The 20,720-nt window shown below is 45.8% G+C and carries 15 protein-coding genes; 10 read left to right on the top strand and 5 right to left on the bottom strand.

Annotated features, from left to right (window positions below; all coding sequences use genetic code 11):
• Nucleotides 1-82: 82 nt before the first annotated feature.
• Nucleotides 83-997, bottom strand: a complete 915-nt coding sequence (locus tag L5M40_RS04215) for a L,D-transpeptidase family protein (RefSeq protein WP_105251568.1) — start codon at nucleotides 995-997, stop codon at nucleotides 83-85.
• A gap of 886 nt (nucleotides 998-1,883) precedes the next feature.
• Between L5M40_RS04215 and L5M40_RS04210 the strand changes: the two genes are divergently transcribed.
• Nucleotides 1,884-3,614: a potassium/proton antiporter gene (locus tag L5M40_RS04210; protein ID WP_131524280.1), complete on the top strand. Its 1,731-nt coding sequence runs from the start codon at nucleotides 1,884-1,886 to the stop codon at nucleotides 3,612-3,614.
• 91 nt (nucleotides 3,615-3,705) lie between these two features.
• Here the strand turns inward: L5M40_RS04210 and L5M40_RS04205 are convergent, their stop codons facing one another.
• Nucleotides 3,706-4,632, bottom strand: a complete 927-nt coding sequence (locus tag L5M40_RS04205; protein ID WP_212600424.1) for an LpxL/LpxP family Kdo(2)-lipid IV(A) lauroyl/palmitoleoyl acyltransferase — start codon at nucleotides 4,630-4,632, stop codon at nucleotides 3,706-3,708.
• Nucleotides 4,633-4,735: 103 nt separating this feature from the next.
• Here L5M40_RS04205 and hldE point away from each other — a divergent pair, with 103 nt between their 5' ends.
• From hldE to L5M40_RS04185, 4 genes are all read left to right on the top strand, one after another.
• Nucleotides 4,736-6,166 (top strand): bifunctional D-glycero-beta-D-manno-heptose-7-phosphate kinase/D-glycero-beta-D-manno-heptose 1-phosphate adenylyltransferase HldE, encoded by a 1,431-nt coding sequence (hldE, locus tag L5M40_RS04200; protein WP_263175821.1) that lies wholly within the window; start codon nucleotides 4,736-4,738, stop codon nucleotides 6,164-6,166.
• Entirely contained in the window at nucleotides 6,163-6,990 is an 828-nt protein-coding gene (locus L5M40_RS04195; RefSeq protein WP_219251968.1) for a hypothetical protein, read from the top strand. Before hldE ends, L5M40_RS04195 begins: the two co-directional genes overlap by 4 nt.
• 151 nt (nucleotides 6,991-7,141) lie before the next feature.
• The gene (locus L5M40_RS04190) at nucleotides 7,142-7,621 is read left to right on the top strand and encodes a TetR family transcriptional regulator (RefSeq protein ID WP_263175820.1); all 480 of its coding nucleotides are present in this window, start codon (nucleotides 7,142-7,144) and stop codon (nucleotides 7,619-7,621) included.
• Nucleotides 7,622-7,789: 168 nt separating this feature from the next.
• Nucleotides 7,790-8,374 (top strand): hypothetical protein, encoded by a 585-nt coding sequence (locus tag L5M40_RS04185; RefSeq protein WP_131524277.1) that lies wholly within the window; start codon nucleotides 7,790-7,792, stop codon nucleotides 8,372-8,374.
• Nucleotides 8,375-8,570: 196 nt separating this feature from the next.
• On the opposite strand, the gene L5M40_RS04180 is transcribed toward L5M40_RS04185, so the two are convergent.
• From L5M40_RS04180 to L5M40_RS04170, 3 genes are all read right to left on the bottom strand, one after another.
• Entirely contained in the window at nucleotides 8,571-8,951 is a 381-nt protein-coding gene (locus L5M40_RS04180; RefSeq protein ID WP_263175819.1) for a hypothetical protein, read from the bottom strand.
• A gap of 221 nt (nucleotides 8,952-9,172) precedes the next feature.
• A complete protein-coding gene (gene pntB / locus L5M40_RS04175; protein ID WP_105251576.1) occupies nucleotides 9,173-10,657 on the bottom strand; it encodes a Re/Si-specific NAD(P)(+) transhydrogenase subunit beta in 1,485 nt (494 codons plus the stop codon).
• A gap of 11 nt (nucleotides 10,658-10,668) precedes the next feature.
• Nucleotides 10,669-12,195, bottom strand: coding sequence for a Re/Si-specific NAD(P)(+) transhydrogenase subunit alpha (locus tag L5M40_RS04170; RefSeq protein ID WP_263175818.1), 1,527 nt, complete (start codon nucleotides 12,193-12,195; stop codon nucleotides 10,669-10,671).
• Between the two features lie 419 nt (nucleotides 12,196-12,614).
• Between L5M40_RS04170 and L5M40_RS04165 the strand changes: the two genes are divergently transcribed.
• The 5 genes from L5M40_RS04165 (at nucleotide 12,615) to L5M40_RS04145 (ending at nucleotide 20,675) form a co-directional block, all read left to right on the top strand.
• Nucleotides 12,615-14,414 carry an assimilatory sulfite reductase (NADPH) flavoprotein subunit gene (locus L5M40_RS04165; RefSeq protein ID WP_198571844.1) on the top strand — a complete coding sequence of 600 codons (1,800 nt, stop codon included), beginning with the start codon at nucleotides 12,615-12,617 and terminating at the stop codon, nucleotides 14,412-14,414.
• Nucleotides 14,415-14,513: 99 nt separating this feature from the next.
• Nucleotides 14,514-16,211: an assimilatory sulfite reductase (NADPH) hemoprotein subunit gene (gene cysI / locus L5M40_RS04160; protein ID WP_263175816.1), complete on the top strand. Its 1,698-nt coding sequence runs from the start codon at nucleotides 14,514-14,516 to the stop codon at nucleotides 16,209-16,211.
• On the top strand, nucleotides 16,204-16,986 hold the full coding sequence (locus L5M40_RS04155; RefSeq protein WP_263175815.1) for a phosphoadenylyl-sulfate reductase: 783 nt from the start codon (nucleotides 16,204-16,206) through the stop codon (nucleotides 16,984-16,986). Before cysI ends, L5M40_RS04155 begins: the two co-directional genes overlap by 8 nt.
• 764 nt (nucleotides 16,987-17,750) lie before the next feature.
• Nucleotides 17,751-18,536, top strand: a complete 786-nt coding sequence (gene mtgA / locus L5M40_RS04150; RefSeq protein ID WP_105251581.1) for a monofunctional biosynthetic peptidoglycan transglycosylase — start codon at nucleotides 17,751-17,753, stop codon at nucleotides 18,534-18,536.
• A 402-nt stretch (nucleotides 18,537-18,938) separates the two neighbouring features.
• Nucleotides 18,939-20,675 carry a hypothetical protein gene (locus L5M40_RS04145; RefSeq protein WP_263175814.1) on the top strand — a complete coding sequence of 579 codons (1,737 nt, stop codon included), beginning with the start codon at nucleotides 18,939-18,941 and terminating at the stop codon, nucleotides 20,673-20,675.
• Nucleotides 20,676-20,720 lie beyond the last annotated feature (45 nt).

Raw genomic sequence — 20,720 nt, 5'->3', positions numbered from 1 at the left:
TATTACGTTAGTGAATAGCCTGACATGACAAAAAAATACCCGCAGATTGCGGGTATTTTTTTAGGTGGTATTCGCCAGTGAATTATTGATTAATTCGCATTGGCACACCAGTACGTTCATCGAGTAGCTTCTTGATCACAGAAGAATCAGTGTCAGCTTTAGCGATAAACTTAGCGATCTCTTTTGGCAGTGATATCGCAACGGGCTCATTTGATTCAAACTCCGCCACAGTGCGAGACAATGGTTGATGCACGGCTAAGTAGCGTTTACCGTCTGGCTCTTCGGTTGCTTTAATCGGCTGGTTCACAAATTGTACCCGGGTTCCCACTGGTACAGTCTTGAATAGATGCTCGATATCTTCATGGCGTAAACGCACACAACCTTGGCTCACACGTAAACCAATACCGAAACTCGCGTTAGTACCGTGAATCGCATACAAATTGCCGATATACAGCGCATACAGTCCCATAGGGTTATCTGGACCAGCTGGCCATACCGCAGGCAGGATTTCACCTTTAGCAGCATATTCTTTACGAATGCGCGGTGTGGGTGTCCAAGTTGGATTCGCACGCTTGCGTTGTACAGTGGTCACCCAGTTTTCTGGTGTGTCTTTACCGATTTGGCCAATACCAATAGGCAATACTTCAACAGTCTTTTTGCCTTTGGGATAGTAATACAACCGCATTTCAGCCACGTTGATCACTATGCCTTCACGGGGAGCGTTTGGCAGGATCAATTGCAATGGAATGATCAGTTGGCTACCTGGTTTTGGCAGAAATGGATCCACACCTGGGTTAGCTTCGAGTAAGTTACTGAGACCAAGCTGGTATTTGGCTGCGATATCTTCGAGAGTGTGTTTACCCTCTGGAACCGTATAATACTGGTTCTCGCCAATTAGCCTGCTTTGGGCGGCTGGTAAAGGATATTCCGTTGCTAAAGCGGACAGACTAGGGAAAACCAAAGTCAATAATAAAGCTGTGGTGCGAAGCATACTCATAAGCGGATACTACGATTCCTGTTAATAAAAAAGCGTGTTTAACGCAGCTTTCTCTCTTAAAACGAGAGCGGCAATTTGACGAGCAAAATGCACTGGCGCGCGAAGCTCGCATCCTTCCTTATTTTGGACATTATTTCAACTGAAATATGATCAGTACGGCGTATTTATCGCTTAATTTTTTGTTTTAACGGTTTTCCTTGGCGGCGTCAATTGTCAGTATTTAGTCTTGTCGTTAAAACCTGCTGTACTCAATTGTCTTGTGTATGCCTTCCTGCTTGATGATAAATATTTGCAGTGTTAACCAATCTAAAACGTGTCTGTTTGAATGGCGAGCATGTATGGCGTTACTGGAACTGAATTGATTTGTTTTGGGAAAACAGTGTGTGGTCATTTTCTGACAAGGCTATTGCTCATCGGATAAAGTGAGTTTAAATCATCTCATTGGCAAATAAATGGAGTTAAAACAATTAGCTTAAGGATAATGTTCAAATATTCACCCTTTACACGACATTATTTTATCTGACACTAAATTGGTCATGATACCGTTAGTTTATACAGGTTTGTGAGCTGAGTTTTGCTTGAATGATTTGAGTTTACGTTCAGTTTGTTATTTTTAACTATATGATATTTATTTCTTTTAATTCTTATTAAGTCGTGTGGAGATGTTCTGCTATCCTTTAGGTTTTACGTTAGCCTTTATCTAAAGGTTAATAGAAAGTTGTTTTTATGACATTTTTTATGTAGATGATTGAAATTTAATATTTAACGCTCCAATAATTCGATATTTTTGTGCTAATATAAAATCATAAAATTGTGAGTTGAGTCATTTTTAACCTCGGTGATTTGTCTATCGTTTAACTAAACAACCTGTATTAAGGAGGCGTTTGTGGATGCAGATTCCATCAATAGTTTTTTTCTGATTGGCGCCTTGCTTACAGCAGTGAGTGTTTTACTGAGTCCTATGTCTTCCCGTTTGGGCATCCCTATTTTATTGATTTTCCTCGCTGTGGGTATTTTGGCTGGCGAAGATGGCGTTGGTGGAATCCAGTTTGATGATTATTCAACTTCCTATTTAGTCAGTAACTTAGCCTTAGCGATTATTTTACTCGATGGCGGTATGCGCACTCGCGTTGCTAGTTTTAGGGTGGCGCTATGGCCTGCATTATCGTTGGCGACCTTTGGCGTTGCCATTACGACCAGTATTACCGGCATGATGGCCGCATGGTTGTTCGACTTGCATTGGTTGCAAGGTTTGCTGGTGGGCGCGATTGTGGGCTCGACCGATGCCGCTGCGGTATTTTCCCTGCTTAAAGGGCGTAGCCTTAACGAGCGGGTTGGTGCGACCTTAGAAATTGAGTCCGGCAGTAACGATCCCATGGCGGTATTCTTAACCGTAACCTTGATTGCCATTCTTGCCAATGTCGACAGTGAGTTGTCCTTCAGCTTTATGCTTATTAGCTTTATTAAGCAATTTGGTCTGGGGATCTGTTTAGGTTTGGGCGGCGGCTGGATGCTGTGGAAGCTCGTCAATTTAAGCAAGTTAGCTGATGGTCTGTACTCTATTTTAGTTTTAAGCGGTGGTCTGATTATTTATGCTGCGTCCAACAAACTGGGTGGTAGCGGTATTTTGTCGATTTACTTAGTGGGTCTGTTCCTCGGCAATAAGCCAACCCGTGGCCGTCATGCGATTTTGAACGTACTGGATGGTATGACTTGGGTCAGTCAAATCGGCATGTTCCTCGTATTAGGGTTATTGCTTACCCCTTCAGATTTAGTCGATATCATGATCCCAGGTTTTGCTCTGGCATTCGGAATGATTTTATTTGCTCGCCCTGTCGCCGTATGGATCAGTCTATTGCCATTTAAGAGCTTTAGCAGTCGCGACCGCTGGTTTATTTCTTGGGTGGGGTTACGCGGCGCTGTGCCTATCATCTTAGCTGTATTCCCTATGATGGCGGGCTTACCGGGTGCTCAGTTGTACTTCAACTTAGCCTTCTTCGTTGTATTAGTGTCGTTGCTGGTTCAAGGTGCATCTTTGACCACAGCAGCGCGTTTAGCTAAGGTGGAACTGCCCCCAAAGCCGTTACCCGTTTCGCGCTCGGGAGTTGAAATTTACCCGAGCAGCGAATGGGAAGTGTTTGTCTATCGTTTGAGTGAAAGTAAGTGGTGTATTGGTGAGCCGCTAAAGCGCTTGGCTATGCCAGATGGGACACGGATTGCGGCGGTATTTAGGGATGACACTTTGCTGCATCCATCGGGTAGCACTCGTCTCGAGGCGGGCGATATACTCTGTGTGCTGGGTCAGGAGAAAAGTTTAGAAGCCTTGAGTAACCTCTTTAGCCAAGCGCCAGAAAATAAAGAAGTACAACGATTCTTCGGTGATTTCTTTATTGAAACAGACGTTAAGCTTGCGGATCTCGCGCCTATTTATGGTTTGAGTTTAGATAATCTCGCTGATGATATGACAGTCGCAGACCTTGTGGTATCTCAGCTTGGTGCTAATCCTGTACTTGGGGATCAGTTCCACTGGCAGTCGTTGCATTGGGTGGTGGCGGGGCTGTATGAAGGTAAAGTCACTAACGTAGGTATTCGTTTACCTACTGAGAATGCGCTCTAATCCTATGTGCTAGATGGTCCTTACTATCGAAAGTCGCCATAAAAAATGCCAGCTTATTTGCTGGCATTTTTGTATTCAAAGCTAATTGAGCTTATTGATATAAAGATTTGTCCGTTGGGTCGGGACGGGTCTTAAAGCGGCGATGTAACCACATATATTGGGCGCGGTTTTTATCTATGATGGATTCAATAATCTTGTTACCGCGAATCGCGTCGGCTAATTCATCTTCGCCGGGGAAATTATCCAGCGGTGGCATCACTTCAATTCGATAGCCTTTATCATCTGTAGTACGTTCCACAAAAAAAGGCAGGACTTTGGCTTTGCCGAGTTTAGCTAACGTGGTGGCACCGGTAATCGTTGCCGCATCTGGCATGGCATAAAATGGGATAAATACCGCACTGGAACGGCCAAAGTCTTGATCGGCCGTGTACCAAATCACATCGGGATTGCGTAGGCAGCGTATCATTTGGCGCAAGTCGCGTTTAGAAACAAGACCTTTATTCGAGCGTAAACGGCCTTTGACCTGCAGGTATTCCATCACAGGATTATTGTGTGGGCGATAAACCCCCACGCCGGGTTGGAATTGGCCGAAGATACGTGCGCCCATTTCCAGCGGTAAACAATGCACGGCAAAGAGGATAACTCCGTGGCCAGCATCGAGGGTGTCTTGCACGTGTTCTTCGCCTTTGATACTCATGTGCTGCTGCACTTTTTCATCGGGCCACCACCATGCATTGATGGTATCGAAAATGGCTTTGCCCGTTTCTTCAAAGTTACGCGTGAGTAAATCTTCTCGCTGTGCTTCCGTCATTTCAGGGAAACAGAGGGTCAAGTTACGGCGCGCTGTGTGGGTGCGGCCAGCTGCGAATTTCATCACTAAGCGACCCAATCCCTTACCCAGCGTCATCTGCCAAGGAAGCGGTAGAAGCTGAGTTAAACGCATCAAAAATACGCCAAACCACATGGGCCAATGCTTAGGATGATATAAAGAAGATGAAAACTCGGCTTTCTCGACCACAAAAATACTCACTACTTTTGAAAATTACTGCTCATTCTAACTCAATTTTTGCTGAAAATTAGGTACAATCACGGTTTAATTTCTGCATAAAGATAAGAGCACTATGAAGGTTTCTCTGCCAGCATTTGAAAAAGCCAGAGTGTTAGTCGTCGGCGATGTGATGTTAGACCGCTATTGGGTTGGCCCTACGGGACGTATCTCCCCTGAAGCCCCCGTACCTGTGGTGAAGATTAATCAAGTCGAAGACAGACCCGGCGGCGCGGCCAACGTGGCGCTCAATATCGCGACCTTAGGGGGGCAAGTCCAACTTGCCGGGCTTGTCGGTCAAGATGATACTGCCCATGCCCTAACGCTCGGTGTGCAAACTTTAGGGGTTGAACCCCAATGGTTAAGTATTGCTGATAAACCAACCATCACTAAGCTGCGGGTGTTATCACGTAATCAGCAGCTTATCCGCCTCGATTTCGAAGAAGCCTTCGACAAGGCCGATAGCGTGCGTTTATTGAAACAATCCGAGGCTTTACTCGATTCTGTCGATGTCGTGGTGTTGTCCGACTATGCAAAGGGCGCTATCGATCAGCCGCGAGATTTTATTGCATTAGCGCGTTCGAAAGGTGTGATGGTATTAGTCGATCCTAAGGGTAGTGACTTTGGTCGTTATCATGGTGCGTCACTCATTACCCCAAATATGAGCGAGTTTGAAGCTGTTGTTGGCACTGTGACCTCTGAAGCCGACCTGCTGGAAAAAGCCCGTGGTTTACTCAAGCAACATCATTTTGATGCCATTTTAGTCACCCGCTCTGAAAAGGGCATGACCTTAGTGACCGCTAATGCGCCTGAGTTGCACATTCCTACCGTTGCCCGTGAAGTCTATGATGTGACGGGGGCTGGCGATACTGTGATTTCGGCCTTAGCAACCTCATTAGCCGCGGGCGCCGATTTACCGCAAGCTTGTGCGATTGCGAACACCGCCGCAGGCGTTGTGGTCGGTAAACTTGGCACTTCTACCGTGAGCCGCATTGAGCTTATTGAAGCTTTAGCTTTGCACCATGGAGAATCGGGTTTTGGGGTGGTGAGTGAAGATCAACTGGCCTACGCCTTAGAGCAAGCCAAACTACGCGGTGAACGTGTGGTGATGACTAATGGTTGCTTTGATATTTTACATGCGGGCCACGTGAGCTATCTTAAACAGGCGAAAGCTTTGGGTGATCGTTTGATCGTCGCGGTAAATGATGATGCCTCGGTTAAACGCCTCAAGGGTGATGGTCGTCCAGTTAATCAGGTTGATCGTCGTATGGCTGTGCTCGCTGGCTTAGCTTCTGTCGATTGGGTTGTGCCTTTTAGTGAAGATACGCCGCAGCGCATCATTACTCGATTGCTGCCAAATCTGCTGGTCAAAGGTGGTGATTATAAGCTTGAGGATATTGCTGGTGGCGCTGAAGTGATTGCCGCAGGTGGCAAAGTGCAAGTGCTGGGCTTTGAGGATGGTATTTCAACCACGGCGATTATACAAAATATCATGGCGAATCAGTGAGCTTAGTCGCTCTGGCATTCGCATCTAGCCTGACTTGGACGCCCATTGCCGATAAGCAGGCTTTGATTTGCCCTTTACCAGAGCTTGGTACTTGCTTGGCATTATTGCCAGAGCAAGTGTTGGTGCAGCTTCCTGCAACACTCGAACAATTTAGGCTTGATTTAGGCCGCAGAAGTGCCATGGTCATGCCCGTCGATGACAATAAGATTGCGGGCCTAGTCTTAGTGAATGAGCAGCTGACACCACAAGTACAGTTAGCCAGTGTCGATATGGTGACCTATCAATTACCTTTGCTTGAACAGCCGCAATTAACCCTATGGCATGAGCTCGGTCATTTGGAGAACCTTGCTCTGCAAGGCTCTGTGTTACCGACTCACTTGAGTGCATATCAACATGAATGGCTAGCCGACATTTATTTGGTTTGGCGTATCGCACGGGAGAAAAATGATTTTGCCTTGGCGTGGCAGCAATACCACAGACGTAACCTTGATGCATTAACAAGCCCGCAATACTTGTCGCATTGGAGTTCGCCAATGTTGATACAAGTGTTGCATCGATACGATGTTGCTCAAGTGGCTAAATTTGCCGAATATCGGGACTTTTTAACGAATTTTTATCCTAAAGCCGAGCAATTAGAGCCGAGATTATTAGGTGAGTATTCGAGCTTAATGCAACGCACTTTTGGCGCGAGTGTATTGCAACCCCTTCCTGAATATCTATTTTGGCGAAAAGCTGATCTTGGACACTATCTCCAACCGACGTTCGTTTTACTCATGGGCGAAGAAAAAGCACATAACTGGTTGGTACAAAATTCAATGTTATGAATGTGTTAATTAAATCGGTGGTGAAGCCTGTTTTAAACTGAACCCTAGCTGAACAAAAGTGAAATACGCTGGTTACGGCCCAGTGAACAGCAGTAATCCCTGAGCGGCTTTGGTAAGCTTTCCCCCCAAAAATAAGAGGGGAGACATTACTATGGCTAAGCGCTCGCGAGTACAAACTGAGCAAACCATAAATCAAATTATGGATGAAGCGTTAAGACAAATTTTGACTATCGGCTTTGAGACTATGTCTTATACTACGTTATCTGAAGCAACGGGTATTAGTCGCACAGGTATTAGTCACCATTTTCCACGCAAAAGCGATTTTCTTGTTCGTTTAGATAGTCGTATCGGCAATCTATTTGTTGCTGCGCTGGATTTTTCTAGCCAAGAGGCATTGGAAACATCCTGGATGCAGGCAATGCAGGAAGAGCATTACCGCGCAGTATTAAGACTGTTCTTTAGTCTTTGTGGTGGTGCGAATAATGAAATTACCCTCTTTAGAGCGGTGAGTACAGCGCGTCAGCAAGCGATTGCTGAGTTAGGCTTAGCGGGCGATCGCACGATCAACCACCTATTAGGCCGTACAGCTGTGATGTTGCTATCCAATTTTGATTTGGCAAAAGCAGCATAATAGACTGACCAATGAATATAAAAATGGAGCCAGATGGCTCCTTTTTTGTGGGTAAAAATCGTGATTTGTACTGAGGTAAGTCATACCCCAATAGTGTAGGATGACCACTCAATAATGATTTAAGTTAGTGATATTGCCTTGTACTCTTGATTTGACAGGATAAAACATATGGACATGACACCCATCTCTAATGAGGCAGATATGCCTAAACGCACCATTAAGCTTGATAACACTGAGCTTATCAAAACCAGTTTTTGGGTGAGTCAGATTTTTATAATCATTGCGACTGTTGTTGGCGTGTATTTAGCCGCGCAAGAAGGGTTGTCACAGGCAATTAAATTTGATGCCCTGAGCAATATGCAGAATAACTATCATCTGCGTCATGCCCTATATGACGAAGTGAGTGACAATGTTGAAATCTTGAGTCATTACGCTGACACAGTTGAGACTGTGAGTAGTAATAGTTTAGTGAAAATGCATCCGCAGATGGGATTATTTGTCTGGGATAACATGCGCTATTCTGCCAATGCGCTAGAAACACCGAGTGATATTTTGTCTGATATTCGTCGTTTGTATTTAGAGTCTGAGAAGATCATTAGCAATATTGAAACCCGTCACTATAGCGTTTCTTACGGTAAGGATCAGCTGCAAAATGTATTGAGTAAAATCAAAGAAGATACTTTGCCAAAACTCAAAACGAATTATGAAACCCTGTCAAAAGAGCTTAAAGATAACGATATTGCCGTCGACTAACGTATCTTGGCTTAGCTCCTCCCCAAACATCAGGGGTCATTCTTATCCCTGATGTTTGAATTCATCAATGGATTCAGTGTTGCTGACAACACCTCTGCCTGATCTGCTTTAGTCCCCATTATTTTATGGCACTTAAGCTAATGATGAATCTAGCCAGCTTTTATTCGTCTGCATTTATCATCAAAACCTTGTTGAGTTAGCTTAATTCCTGTCGATAGGCTTGAGCTAATTTTTGCTGTTGTAGATAGATGCGAATCGCCAAGAAGGTTAATGCAGCAGCAATCACGGCACTGATTGCGTGGTGAAAGACTAAGTGACTTATCAGGAATGTGGGTAAGTCTTCAAAGCTGTCGATAAGGAAAAGCTTAGTGATAAAGCCGATATAGACGAGAAGATGCAGAGCCGCACCAGTGATAAAGAGTCGTTTAAATTTATCAATCAGTTTGATATCTAAATTGATATTAAACCATCGACAAAACAGGTACCCACTCAGGCCGATGGTAATCGATATCCAGCCAAGCCCGAGTAATGAGGTTTTGATTAACACGGCAGACAGGATAAACAGCCCAAGCAACATTTATTATTTCCTTAAACCAGCTTTAGATTTAACTTACTGTTTTAGCTTACATTAAGCATATCAGCATTGTGGGCAGATAAGCCTCGCATCATATTGGCGCAGAGACTAGCTTAATAGGCTTAAAAAAATGTGAAAAGAAAGGGAGCCATTGGCTCCCTTCATTTCTTTAGAATAGTGTTTATCGCCTAAACGATTTCTACTCTGTTGATATTAAATCAAACTCAAAGTGCCTTTAAAATGGCTTCAACACTGGCCTTAGCATCCCCAAACAGCATTTGGGTATTTTCTTTGAAGAACAGTGGGTTTTGCACGCCGGCATAACCTGTGTTCATCGAACGTTTAAAGCCAATCACGTTTTGTGCTTTCCACACTTCCAGCACTGGCATACCTGCGATTGGACTGCCTGGATCTTCCATTGCCGCGGGGTTAACCGTGTCGTTGGCGCCGATAACGAGCACGACATCTGTGTCTTTAAAGTCTTCGTTGATTTCGTCCATTTCGAGCACGATATCGTAGGGGACTTTCGCTTCAGCGAGCAGTACGTTCATATGGCCTGGTAATCGACCAGCAACTGGATGGATACCAAAACGCACTTTCACGCCGCGATCACGCAGTTTTTGAGTGATTTCCGCAACAGGATATTGCGCCTGCGCCACTGCCATACCGTAACCCGGAGTGATGATGACTGAAGTGGCATTTTTCAGCATATCCGCCACATCTTCGGCGTTGGTTTCACGGTATTCACCCATTTCTTCATCGGCAGTCGAGGCCACACCATCTGTGCCAAAGCCGCCCGCGATAACTGAAATAAATGAGCGATTCATGGCCTTACACATGATGTAAGACAGAATCGCACCCGATGAACCCACTAACGCGCCGACCACAATCAAGAGGTCGTTCGACAACATAAAGCCTGCCGCTGCCGCTGCCCAACCTGAGTAGGAGTTCAGCATAGACACAACCACTGGCATATCCGCGCCGCCAATGGATGCCACTAAATGCCAGCCAAAGGCGAAGGCAATCAAGGTCATCAACAGCAGTGCTGGCATAGTGCCGCCTGTCTGTACGAAGTATACCAACAGGGCGAAAGACACTAGCACTGCGACTAGGTTTAGCTTGTGGCGATGTGGCAACATCAGAGGTTTAGATGAAATCAGTCCGCGTAACTTACAAAAGGCAACGATAGAACCCGTAAAGGTCACCGCACCGATGAAGATCCCGAGGAAGACTTCGACTAAGTGAATGTTAAGCATAGCGCCAGTGAGGTGCTCTTTGCTGGCGGTCTTCACCGCTTCACTTAGTGCATCTTGTACTGCGGCGAGGGTCGTATTGATATCACCACCGACAGCCACCACGACTTGTGATACTTCCTGTGGGTGTAAGTCGATAAAGCTGTTGAAACCCACTAATACCGCGGCCATACCCACAAAGCTGTGCAATATAGCAACCAGTTCAGGCATTTCAGTCATTTCGACTTTTAGTGCTAAACGGATACCAATCGCGCCGCCAATCACCATAGCGATTAAGATCCACGCAATTCCGTTAGTATCGGGGTTGAAAATGGTAGCCAGTAGGGCGATTGCCATACCTAAAATACCGAATAAATTGCCGTGTTTTGCCGTCTCTTGCTTCGACAGTCCCGCGAGACTGAAGATGAAGAGAATGGCGGCAATAATGTAAGCTGCTGTTACCAGTCCTTGAGACACGTTAAACCCCCTTAATCCTTACGGAACATCTTCAGCATGCGCTGAGTGACGGTAAAGCCACCGAAGATGTTAATACTGGCGATCAGCACGGCGATAAACGCCAGTACAGTGACCAAAGTTGAACCCTGACCGATTTGCAGTAGGGCGCCGACCACGATAATGCCCGAAATCGCGTTAGTGACTGACATTAAAGGCGTATGCAGTGAGTGGGATACGTTCCATACCACGTAATAGCCAACAACGCAGGACAGCAAGAATACTGTGAAATGCGACAGGAACTCTGGTGGTGCTACCGATGCCACGGCAGCAAATCCTGCAACGCCTAAGGCGGCGAGCACGTATTTGAGCTTAGATGGTGCCTTCGGGGCGGTATTTTTAGGCTCGATTTTCGCCGCTGGTTTTGCTGGCGCCGCAGAAACAGAAATCGGTGGTGGCGGGAAGGTCACTTCACCTTCTTTAATCACTGTCATATTGCGCATGACTACATCATCAAAGTTGATGCTGGCTGTGCCGTCCTTTTCTTTACACATTAACTTCATCAGGTTGACTAAGTTAGTGCCGTAAAGCTGTGAGGATTGTGCCGGTAGACGACCGGGAAGGTCGGTATAACCAATCACTTTTACGCCGTTAGGAGTAACAAACAGCTCACCCGATTGAGTGTATTCGCAGTTACCACCCGTCGCTGCGGCTAAATCGACGATCACTGAGCCGCTTTTCATGCTATCAACCATGGCTTTGGTGATGAGCTTAGGCGCTGGACGACCAGGAATTAGCGCTGTGGTGATGATGATATCGACTTCTTTGGCTTGCTCGGCAAACAGTGCCATTTCGGCGGCAATAAATTCATCCGACATGGTTTTAGCATAACCGTCCGATGAACCACCTTCCTCGTTACCAAAATCCAGTTTAAGGAATTGGCCGCCCATAGATTCGATTTGCTCGGCCACTTCTAAGCGGGTATCGAAGGCGCGCACTATGGCGCCAAGCGATCCAGCAGTACCAATGGCGGCAAGGCCAGCGACACCAGCACCAATGACTAACACTTTGGCGGGCGGTACTTTACCAGCAGCGGTAATTTGGCCAGTAAAGAAACGGCCAAATTGATGTGCGGCTTCAACAACGGCGCGATATCCACCAATGTTTGCCATAGAGGAGAGGGCATCAAGTGACTGGGCGCGGGAGATGCGTGGCACCATGTCCATTGCCATCACGTTGATCTTACGTTTAGATAACTTCGCAACCAGCTCAGGGTTTTGTGCGGGCCAAATAAAGCTGACGATAGTCGCCCCGTCTTTGATTTGTTCAATTTCGGCGTCGCTTGGCGCATTGACCTTAAAGATCAGATCGGCTTGCCAAACGTTTGATGTCACCTTCGCGCCCGCAGCTTCAAAGGCTGCATCATCGAAACTTGACAGTTGACCCGCATTGGCCTCAATAACAACTTCAAAGCCGAGTTTTTTAAGCTGCTCAACGGTGGCTGGGGTCGCGGCGACCCTAGTTTCACCGGCGAGACTTTCTCTCGGTATTCCAATCTGCATGACTACTCCCTGATGGTTTATATAATCGTTCCGCCTGCTGTTCTTCCTTCATCGTACTCAACTGCAAAATCTGTCGTCACCAGCGTTTATTCGGCGGGTGATTCGAGTCAGTTAGGGCATTCAATCTAGGATGGACACTTTTTGTTTTTAAAACAAACTATTCTGTGGGCAACAGAAATTATTGTTCGACAGGCTCATGACCATTGTGGCAATACTTTAGCTTGGCACAAGTGCATATTTCTCAAGCAGGCCGTTTCTGCACTGGTCGGATCAAAAACTTTTAACCAGTGCACACTTTTGTAGCTTAAATTTTGCACTTTGTATATTCCAAAATGGAATTAAAAATCCTATTTTATTCTTTTTTGCTTTTCTTAAACCGCGATAAGCTTGTGGACATTACACTGTCATAGGGCCGTCTCATGTTGTTAAAAGAACTTTCATCGCTGGCTTCGCCATTGTCTCAAGGACAAGTCGATAAGCTAAAACAACTCACTTCTGAGTTAAGTGCTGTGCAATTGGCCTGGGTGAGTGGCTATCTTGCTGCCACAGCCAATGCGGGCCAATTAGCGCCTGCCGCACAGGCGCAAACGGCTCAAACTGTGACTATTCTCTATGGCAGCCAAACGGGTAATGGCCGTGGTGTCGCTAAAGCGCTCGCCGATAAGGCGCAGGCGCAAGGTTATGCGGTCAATCTGGCTTCAATGGGCGAATACAATGTTCGCCAATTAAAGCAAGAAGCTGTGCTTTTATTGGTGGTCAGCACCCATGGTGAAGGTGAAGCGCCGGATGATGCGATTGAATTACACAAGTTTTTAGCATCGAAACGTGCCCCTAAGTTAGACAATTTACATTACTCAGTGCTGGCGCTGGGGGATTCTAGCTATGAATTTTTCTGCCAAACCGGTAAAGACTTCGATGCCCGCCTAGCAGCGCTGGGTGCTAAATCACTATTACCTTTAATTGAATGTGATGTGGATTATGAAGCTGCCGCGGGCCAGTGGCACGCCGATGTATTAGAGGCCGTTAAGCCGCTAATCGAAACCTCGTCCGCCAGTGTGGTATCCATCGGCACCGCTAAAGCGATTGGCGAAAGTGAATTTACTAAGCAAAACCCCTATAGCGCCGAAGTGCTTGTGAGCCAAAAAATTACCGGCCGTGGATCAGACCGAGATGTGCGCCATGTTGAAATCGACCTTGGCGACTCAGGCTTAACCTATCAAGCGGGTGATGCCCTTGGTGTGTGGTTTAGTAATAACGAAGTCTTAGTCGATGAAGTCTTAGCGGGTTTGTCATTAGCCGCCGATGAGTTAGTGACCCTTGGTACTGAATCCTTGTCCCTTAAGCAGGCTTTGGTTGATAAGAAAGAATTGACTCAGTTATACCCTGGATTAGTCAAAGCATGGGCCGAATTGAGCGGCAGCGCAGAACTGCTGGCATTGAGCGAAGATAAAGAACAAGTGCGCCACTTTATCCTTAAGCATCAATTTGCCGATTTAGTCACTCAGTATCCGTTATCAAATAACTCAGTAACCTTAAATGCAGCAAAACTGCTTGAGCTACTGCGTCCATTAACGCCAAGACTTTACTCTATCGCCTCAAGTCAAAGCGAAGTCGAAACAGAAGTCCACTTAACTGTGGCCTTAGTGGAAGATGAGCGCCACGGCTCAGCACGTTTTGGCGGCGCGTCACACTTCTTAGCGTCTGCGCAGGAAGGTACGCAAGTTAAGGTTTATGTTGAGTCGAACAAGCATTTCCGTTTACCCGAAAATCCAGAAACACCGGTGATCATGGTAGGCCCTGGTACCGGTGTTGCGCCGTTCCGTGCCTTTATGCAGGAGCGCGTAGCCCAAGGTATTCAAGGCGATAGCTGGTTATTCTTCGGCAATCCACACTTTGAGCAGGATTTCTTGTATCAAACTGAGTGGCAACAGTATTTGAAAAATGGCGATCTCAGCCGTATCGACGTAGCGTTCTCACGCGATCAAGCCCATAAGATTTATGTGCAGCACCGCATTAAAGAGCAAGGCCAAGCCCTGTGGCAATGGTTGCAAAATGGCGCGCATCTTTATATTTGTGGTGATGCTGAACGTATGGCCAAAGATGTTCACCAAGCCTTGATTGAGGTGGCAGTCGAAGTCGGTGGTTTGAATACCGAAGCTGCCGAAGCCTATTTTGAAACCCTGCGCAGCGATAAACGTTACCAAAAAGACGTGTATTAATCTCAACCGTTGCGCAGATAAGAAACGCATAAGAATAGCTAAAGCTGCACACGTGATGACCTGTGCAGCCAGCGAACCCAATTTTAAGAGGCAGTTGCCATGAGTGAGCAAAAGTTAGCGTTAAACGAATACCTAAAGACCGACAGTGATTACCTGCGCGGGACCATCAAAGAAGGTTTAGATTCTTCCGTGACTGGCAGTTTCAGTGACGGCGATCAGCAGCTGATCAAATTTCATGGCTTCTATCAGCAGGATGACCGCGATTTACGTAACGAACGTAAAGAGCAAAAACTCGAACCTTTATATAGTTTTATGTTGCGCGCCCGTGTACCTGGCGGTATTTGTTCTCCACAGCAATGGTTAGGCGTGGACAAAATTGCCTCGACGCTCACCAGCTCGAACAGCATTCGTTTGACGACCCGTCAAACCTTCCAATACCACGGTATTCCTAAGCGTAACTTGAAGACCATTATTCAAGACTTAGATCGCGAAGCGCTGGATTCGATTGCTGCCTGTGGTGACGTTAACCGAAACGTCATGTGTAACCCCAATCCGGTGGAATCGAAACTGCACGAGCAAGCTTATGCAGTGGCGAAACAACTGTCTGATCATCTATTACCCCACACTCGCGCCTACGCCGAAATTTGGTTAGATGAAGAAAAGTTACTCTCAACCGAAGATGAAACCGTTGAACCTGTGTATGGCAAAACCTATCTGCCACGTAAGTTCAAAATGGCGGTTGCGGTTCCTCCCGATAACGATGTTGACGTTTACACTAACGATTTAGGCTTTATTGCTGTTGCCGAAAACGGCGAGCTAGTTGGCTTTAACTTAACCGCGGGCGGCGGCATGGGCTCGACCCATGGCGAAGTAGAAACCTTTCCACGCCTAGCGGACGACTTTGGTTTTATCAAAACTGAAGACGTGATGAAGTTTGCCGAAGCTGTGATGACTGTGCAACGTGACTGGGGCAATCGCTCTAATCGTAAGCGCTCGCGCCTTAAATACACTATCGTTGACCACGGCTATGAGAAATTTAAAGCCGAAGTTGAAGTACGTGCTGGGGTGAAGTTTGAACCTAAGCGTGAGGTCGTGATCGGTGATCGCGGCGATCGTTATGGTTGGGTCGAAGGCGTTGACGGTAAGTGGCATTTAACCTTATTTATCGAAAGCGGTCGTATTAAAGATTTACCAGGCCAAACCCTGCAAACGGGGCTGCGTGAAATTGCTAAGATCCACAAGGGCGATTTCCGCATGACCTCGAATCAAAACATGATCATCGCAGGCGTTGCAGCGGAAGATAAAGCTACCATTGAAGGTTTAGCCCGTAAACATGGTCTGCTGGGCCAAGTGTTGACGCAAACCCGCGGTCACTCGATTGCCTGTGTGGCGTTGCCGACATGCCCATTAGCGATGGCGGAAGCCGAGCGTTATTTCCCTGAGTTTATCGATCATATCGATGCGCTGCAGGCAAAACACGGCATTAGCGAGCAAGCGATTGTGGTGCGGATGACGGGTTGTCCAAATGGTTGTGCCCGCCCATTTGCCGCTGAAATTGGCCTTGTGGGTAAAGCGCCGGGCCGTTATAACTTGTACTTAGGTGCAAGTTTTGAAGGGACTCGTTTGAACAAAATGCATAAAGAAAATATCCAAGAGGCGGACATTCTCGCCGAATTGGATACCCTGTTTGGCCGCTATGCCGTAGAGCGTGATGCAGGCGAAACCTTTGGTAACTTCACCGTCCGCGTGGGCGTAGTGAAGGCGGTGATCGATGCCGCTAAGGATTTTCATGGCTGATATTGAGCAAAAAACCAGTGATAAAGTGCCGACTGTGGTCAGCGCTGCCGAACTCAAGGCATTATTGAGTGCGCCTAAGGCAGAGCAAGCGATAGAGCTTGAACGTATTAATCAGTTCTTAGGTGGATTAAGCGCACAAGAGCGAGTGCTATGGGGCTTAACTTATTTGCCCGGTAATCATGCGCTGTCCTCAAGTTTTGGGATCCAAGCCGCTGTAATGCTGCATATGGTGAGTCAGGCACAGGCGAATATTCCGGTTATTCTCACGGATACGGGTTATTTATTCCCTGAGACTTATCAGTTTATCGATGAACTGACAGAGCGTTTATCGCTGAATTTAAAAGTGTATCAAGCAGTGATGACATCGGCATGGCAAGAGGCACGCTTTGGTCAGTTGTGGGAGCAAGGGTTAGACGGGCTAGAGCAATACAACCGTCTCAACAAAGTTGAGCCTATGCAACGAGCTTTAGCCGAGCTTGAGGTCGGCACTTGGTTTGCAGGGCTTAGACGCAGCCAAGCCAGTACCCGTGAGGCGTTGCCGATACTGGCGATTCATGGTACTCGCTTTAAGTTACTGCCGATTATCGAGTGGTCGAATAAAGATGTTCACCTTTATCTGACGCAATTTGACTTGCCGTACCATCCACTTTGGGACCAAGGCTATGTTTCTGTGGGGGATACCCATTCGAGTAAACCACTCGAATTAGGCATGACAGAGGAAGAAACTCGCTTTAATGGCCTACAACGTGAGTGTGGTTTGCACTACGATATCTAGTCATTTTATTGATTTTAAATATTAAACGCCTCAACTTAGTTTGGGGCGTTTTTTTTATCATTTTAAGGTAGGTGGGGTTTGGGGGGAATTTAATACTCTGGATTGCCGAGGAAGTTAAGTGATGTCATTTAAGCGTCATTTAACTAAGATAGATTGATATTCATAGAGTTAGTTTGCATTCATTTTTAAATGCTAAAAATGTTGTACATTTTTACTCACAGAGTTATGCACATTGGTTAAGCCTGCGCTATATTTTGAAGTTCCCGTAGATGGTTTTGAAGCGTTTTACTGCGTTAATTGACATGATTCATGTCTTTTATGAGGTTAAGTGGTTGTATATCGGTATTTATGGGCTGGGTTTGCTGTGTATCGATATGGCTTAATTGGATGCAGTGACAGCGTTGAAAACCTGACTCGCACCTGCGAGTATCAAGCAGTTTGATTGACTTGCTAGCTCTCGTTAATCAGCCATCATTACCTCGGTCAGCTGTCGTCAAAGCTGCCGAGGTCAAGTTAAGTCGACCCCAGTTAATCTTCAATAGTGATTTGTTCTTGTTATGGTTATTTCTCAACCTATCTTTGATTATCGAGTAAGATATCCTTGGTGTTTCCTTTACTCTCGTAGCATGATCAGCTTGCAACTCGCGTAAAGCTTTAGAATATTTTCTGTAAGCCTAGGTTGCCCCAAAGAATCCTTGCAATGGGATGGCTTGACTGGATAGATGAGAAACAAGAAATGAGAGTGTGTGGATGAGATGGTATAAATGACGGCCCCTTTATATGCGATGCGAGATCATGTCAGGCGTCCAAGTGTTAATAAGTCGAGTGACCCAGCACCTCAGAGACGAAAGCGTGGTTTTCGTCGTTTATTGTCTTGGTTATTTAAGGGATTAGTTTGGGCATTTATTTGCTCAATTTTATTAGTGATCCTACTACGATTCGTCGATCCTCCTATGTGGACTTGGCGTATCGAGCGTGCCTTATTTCCACCTGCACCTATCGGTGAGATCAGGCATCAATGGCGCGATTTAGCGCAAATTTCTCCCGAATTACAATTGGCTGTGATTGCTGCGGAAGATCAACGTTTTGTTGAGCATACTGGATTCGATTTAGCCGCGATAAGTTCGGCACTGAAATACAACCAAAAAGGTACCAAAGTCCGCGGGGCAAGTACCTTAAGTCAGCAGGCGGCGAAAAACCTTTTTATGTGGTCGAGTCGCAGTTTCTTTCGTAAGGGATTGGAAGCTTGGTTTACGTTATTGATGGAGTTGACTTGGGATAAGTCGCGTATTCTTGAAGTGTATTTAAATATTGTAGAATTTGGCCCAGGTATTTACGGCGCCGAAGCGGCATCAAAGCATTATTTTGGAAAGTCAGCGGCAAAACTCACCCAATACGAGGCCTCATTACTCGCAGCCATTTTACCCAATCCTTGGCGCTATAAGGTGTCTCCACCGTCATCCTATGTGCAGCAGCGCTCAGCTTGGATCCGTAAGCAAATGCGTCAGCTAGGTGACGTCACGCTTAAAAAAGTCCACGAAGCACGATGACGCTCTGGTGAGTTAGTTTGAGTGAGATGAGCTTAATTTGTCATTGAGTTCTTTGCTTAATCGTCGATGACTTTGAGATGTTTTATTACCGAATTGAAATAAGATTGGAGTTATGTTTAATAAACGTTAATTCTAATGCGTTTTTAATGCTGCGAACTCCTATCCTGTTCGCTTCTGTGTCGGTTTAATGTTAAATTATCGGGAAAATTTTATACCTTAGTTTCGCTTAGCCTAAGCATTTTAAACTGGGTTTGTATTGCGTAGGGCTGAGTCGTTGCGTTTTCTGATTTTGCATTATCTGCATAAGGGATATGTAAGAGCGGATAAATATTTAAATACCTAAGGTGAGTTCTTTAGGTATTGTTTTCATAAAATTGAATGTCATTAAATGGAGTTTCTTAAATGAAAAAGATTGTGATTGCCGCGGCAATTATTGCAGCAGGTGCTGGTGGTTATTGGTATATGCAGAATGGCGCGGGTTCTAGTGCCTCTGCCAATCCTTTGCTCGACTATGTGCCTGCCGATACGCCGATATTTTCGGGCCAGTTAAAACCCTTCCCGTTAAAAGCGTATTTACAGTCTATTTCTGGAAATTATCAGCAATATCCAAGTAACACGCTTGATGAACTCGGTGTGCAGGATAGCCCTATGGGCAAGTTCTTCGTTAGCATTTATCAGCAGTATATGGATGGGATGAAAGATCCTGCCTTACTGTTAAAAACCTTCGGTTTCCCCGATGAAGTTAAACCTTATATTTATACTTTAGGTGCTTTGCCTGTATTAAAGATTGATGTTAATCAGGCCGAAGCATTTTGGGCTGTATTAGATAAAGCCGAAAAAGACAGTGGTGTAACCCACGAAATGCGTAAAGTGGGCGATGTTGATTATCGCGCTTATGCACTATCGGATGAAAGCTCAGCAGAGAAAGCTGAACTGTTATTTGCCCAGAAAGATGGCATATTAACGATGACTTTCAGCACCTCTATTACCGAGCCTGAGTTATTAGAAATGGCATTTGGTATTAAGAAGGCGCCGCAGTCATTAGCCGCTTCTGGCATATTAGAAGATATTATTAAGACCCATGGTTTTAAAGATGACAGCATTAGCTTTATTAACCATGTGGAAATTGTAAAGGCATTGACCTCTGCAGATAGCAATATGCTAGCTAAGCAACTGACTCAATTTTTTACTGATGAAAGTGCAGGTGAAGATCCATTAGCTCAAATCAGAACACCAGAATGTCGTACCGAACTGACTGCGATTGCCGCTAACTGGCCGCGTACCGTTGCTGGTTTAACGGCGTTTTCTGTGACTGAAAAAGAAAGCCATATGGCGGCTTCATTTGTTGTCGAAACGAAGAATCAACCTATTCTTGCGGCAATGCAAAAGATGCGTGGTTTTATTCCATCGCATCTGGCGGATATCGACAGCACTATCTTCTCCATGGGAATAGGTCTAGATATCAATGAAATTACCCCTTCATTAACGGCTATTTGGGATGATCTGCAAAAGCCACAACTGACCTGTGCACCATTGGCAGAGTTGCAGGCTGAGTTGAGCCAACAGAGCCCTGCTATGCTAGGCATGTTTACTGGCATGGCTAACGGTGTGAAAGGCATGAGCGTTTCATTGCTCGATTTTAAAATGAGCACACAAGATCAAGAGCCTAAGTTAGAAAGCTTAGATGCTTTAGTCAGCCTTAGCGCCGAAAACCCATCCATGTTGTTCAATATGGTCAAACCTTTCGCCCCTATGCTGGCTGAAGTGCAATTAGCCGATAACGGCGATGCTACTGATTTATCTCCAATATTGATGTTGCCTCCAGAGTTAGGTGTTAAGCCAATGCTGGCGATTAAAGGCCAACATTTAGTGGTGTATAGCGGTGATAAAGGCTTGGCTTTAGCCAACAAATTAGCAGGCGAGAAACTGTCAGCTAATGGCATGTACAGCTTGTCTGCTGATTACGGCAAGATGTTTACGCCAGTGCTTACACTGTTAGAAATGAGCGGTGAGCCGATCCCTGAAGAAATGCAAATGCTTAAAGATTACAACATGCGAGTTCAAATGAGCTTCGATGTGAATAAGCAAGGCTTGGTCATAGGTTCAGTCGCCAATTCTAAAGCGACTGAAAAGAAGTAATGCGTTAGTAAACTCATATTTGTTTGAAATGAGCCAGCAGATTGC

The organism is Shewanella sp. SM68, from assembly GCF_025653925.1.
GTDB lineage: Bacteria > Pseudomonadota > Gammaproteobacteria > Enterobacterales > Shewanellaceae > Shewanella > Shewanella oncorhynchi.
Note: the sequence above shows the minus strand (reverse complement) of the source record. Positions and strands in the feature narration are given on the sequence as shown.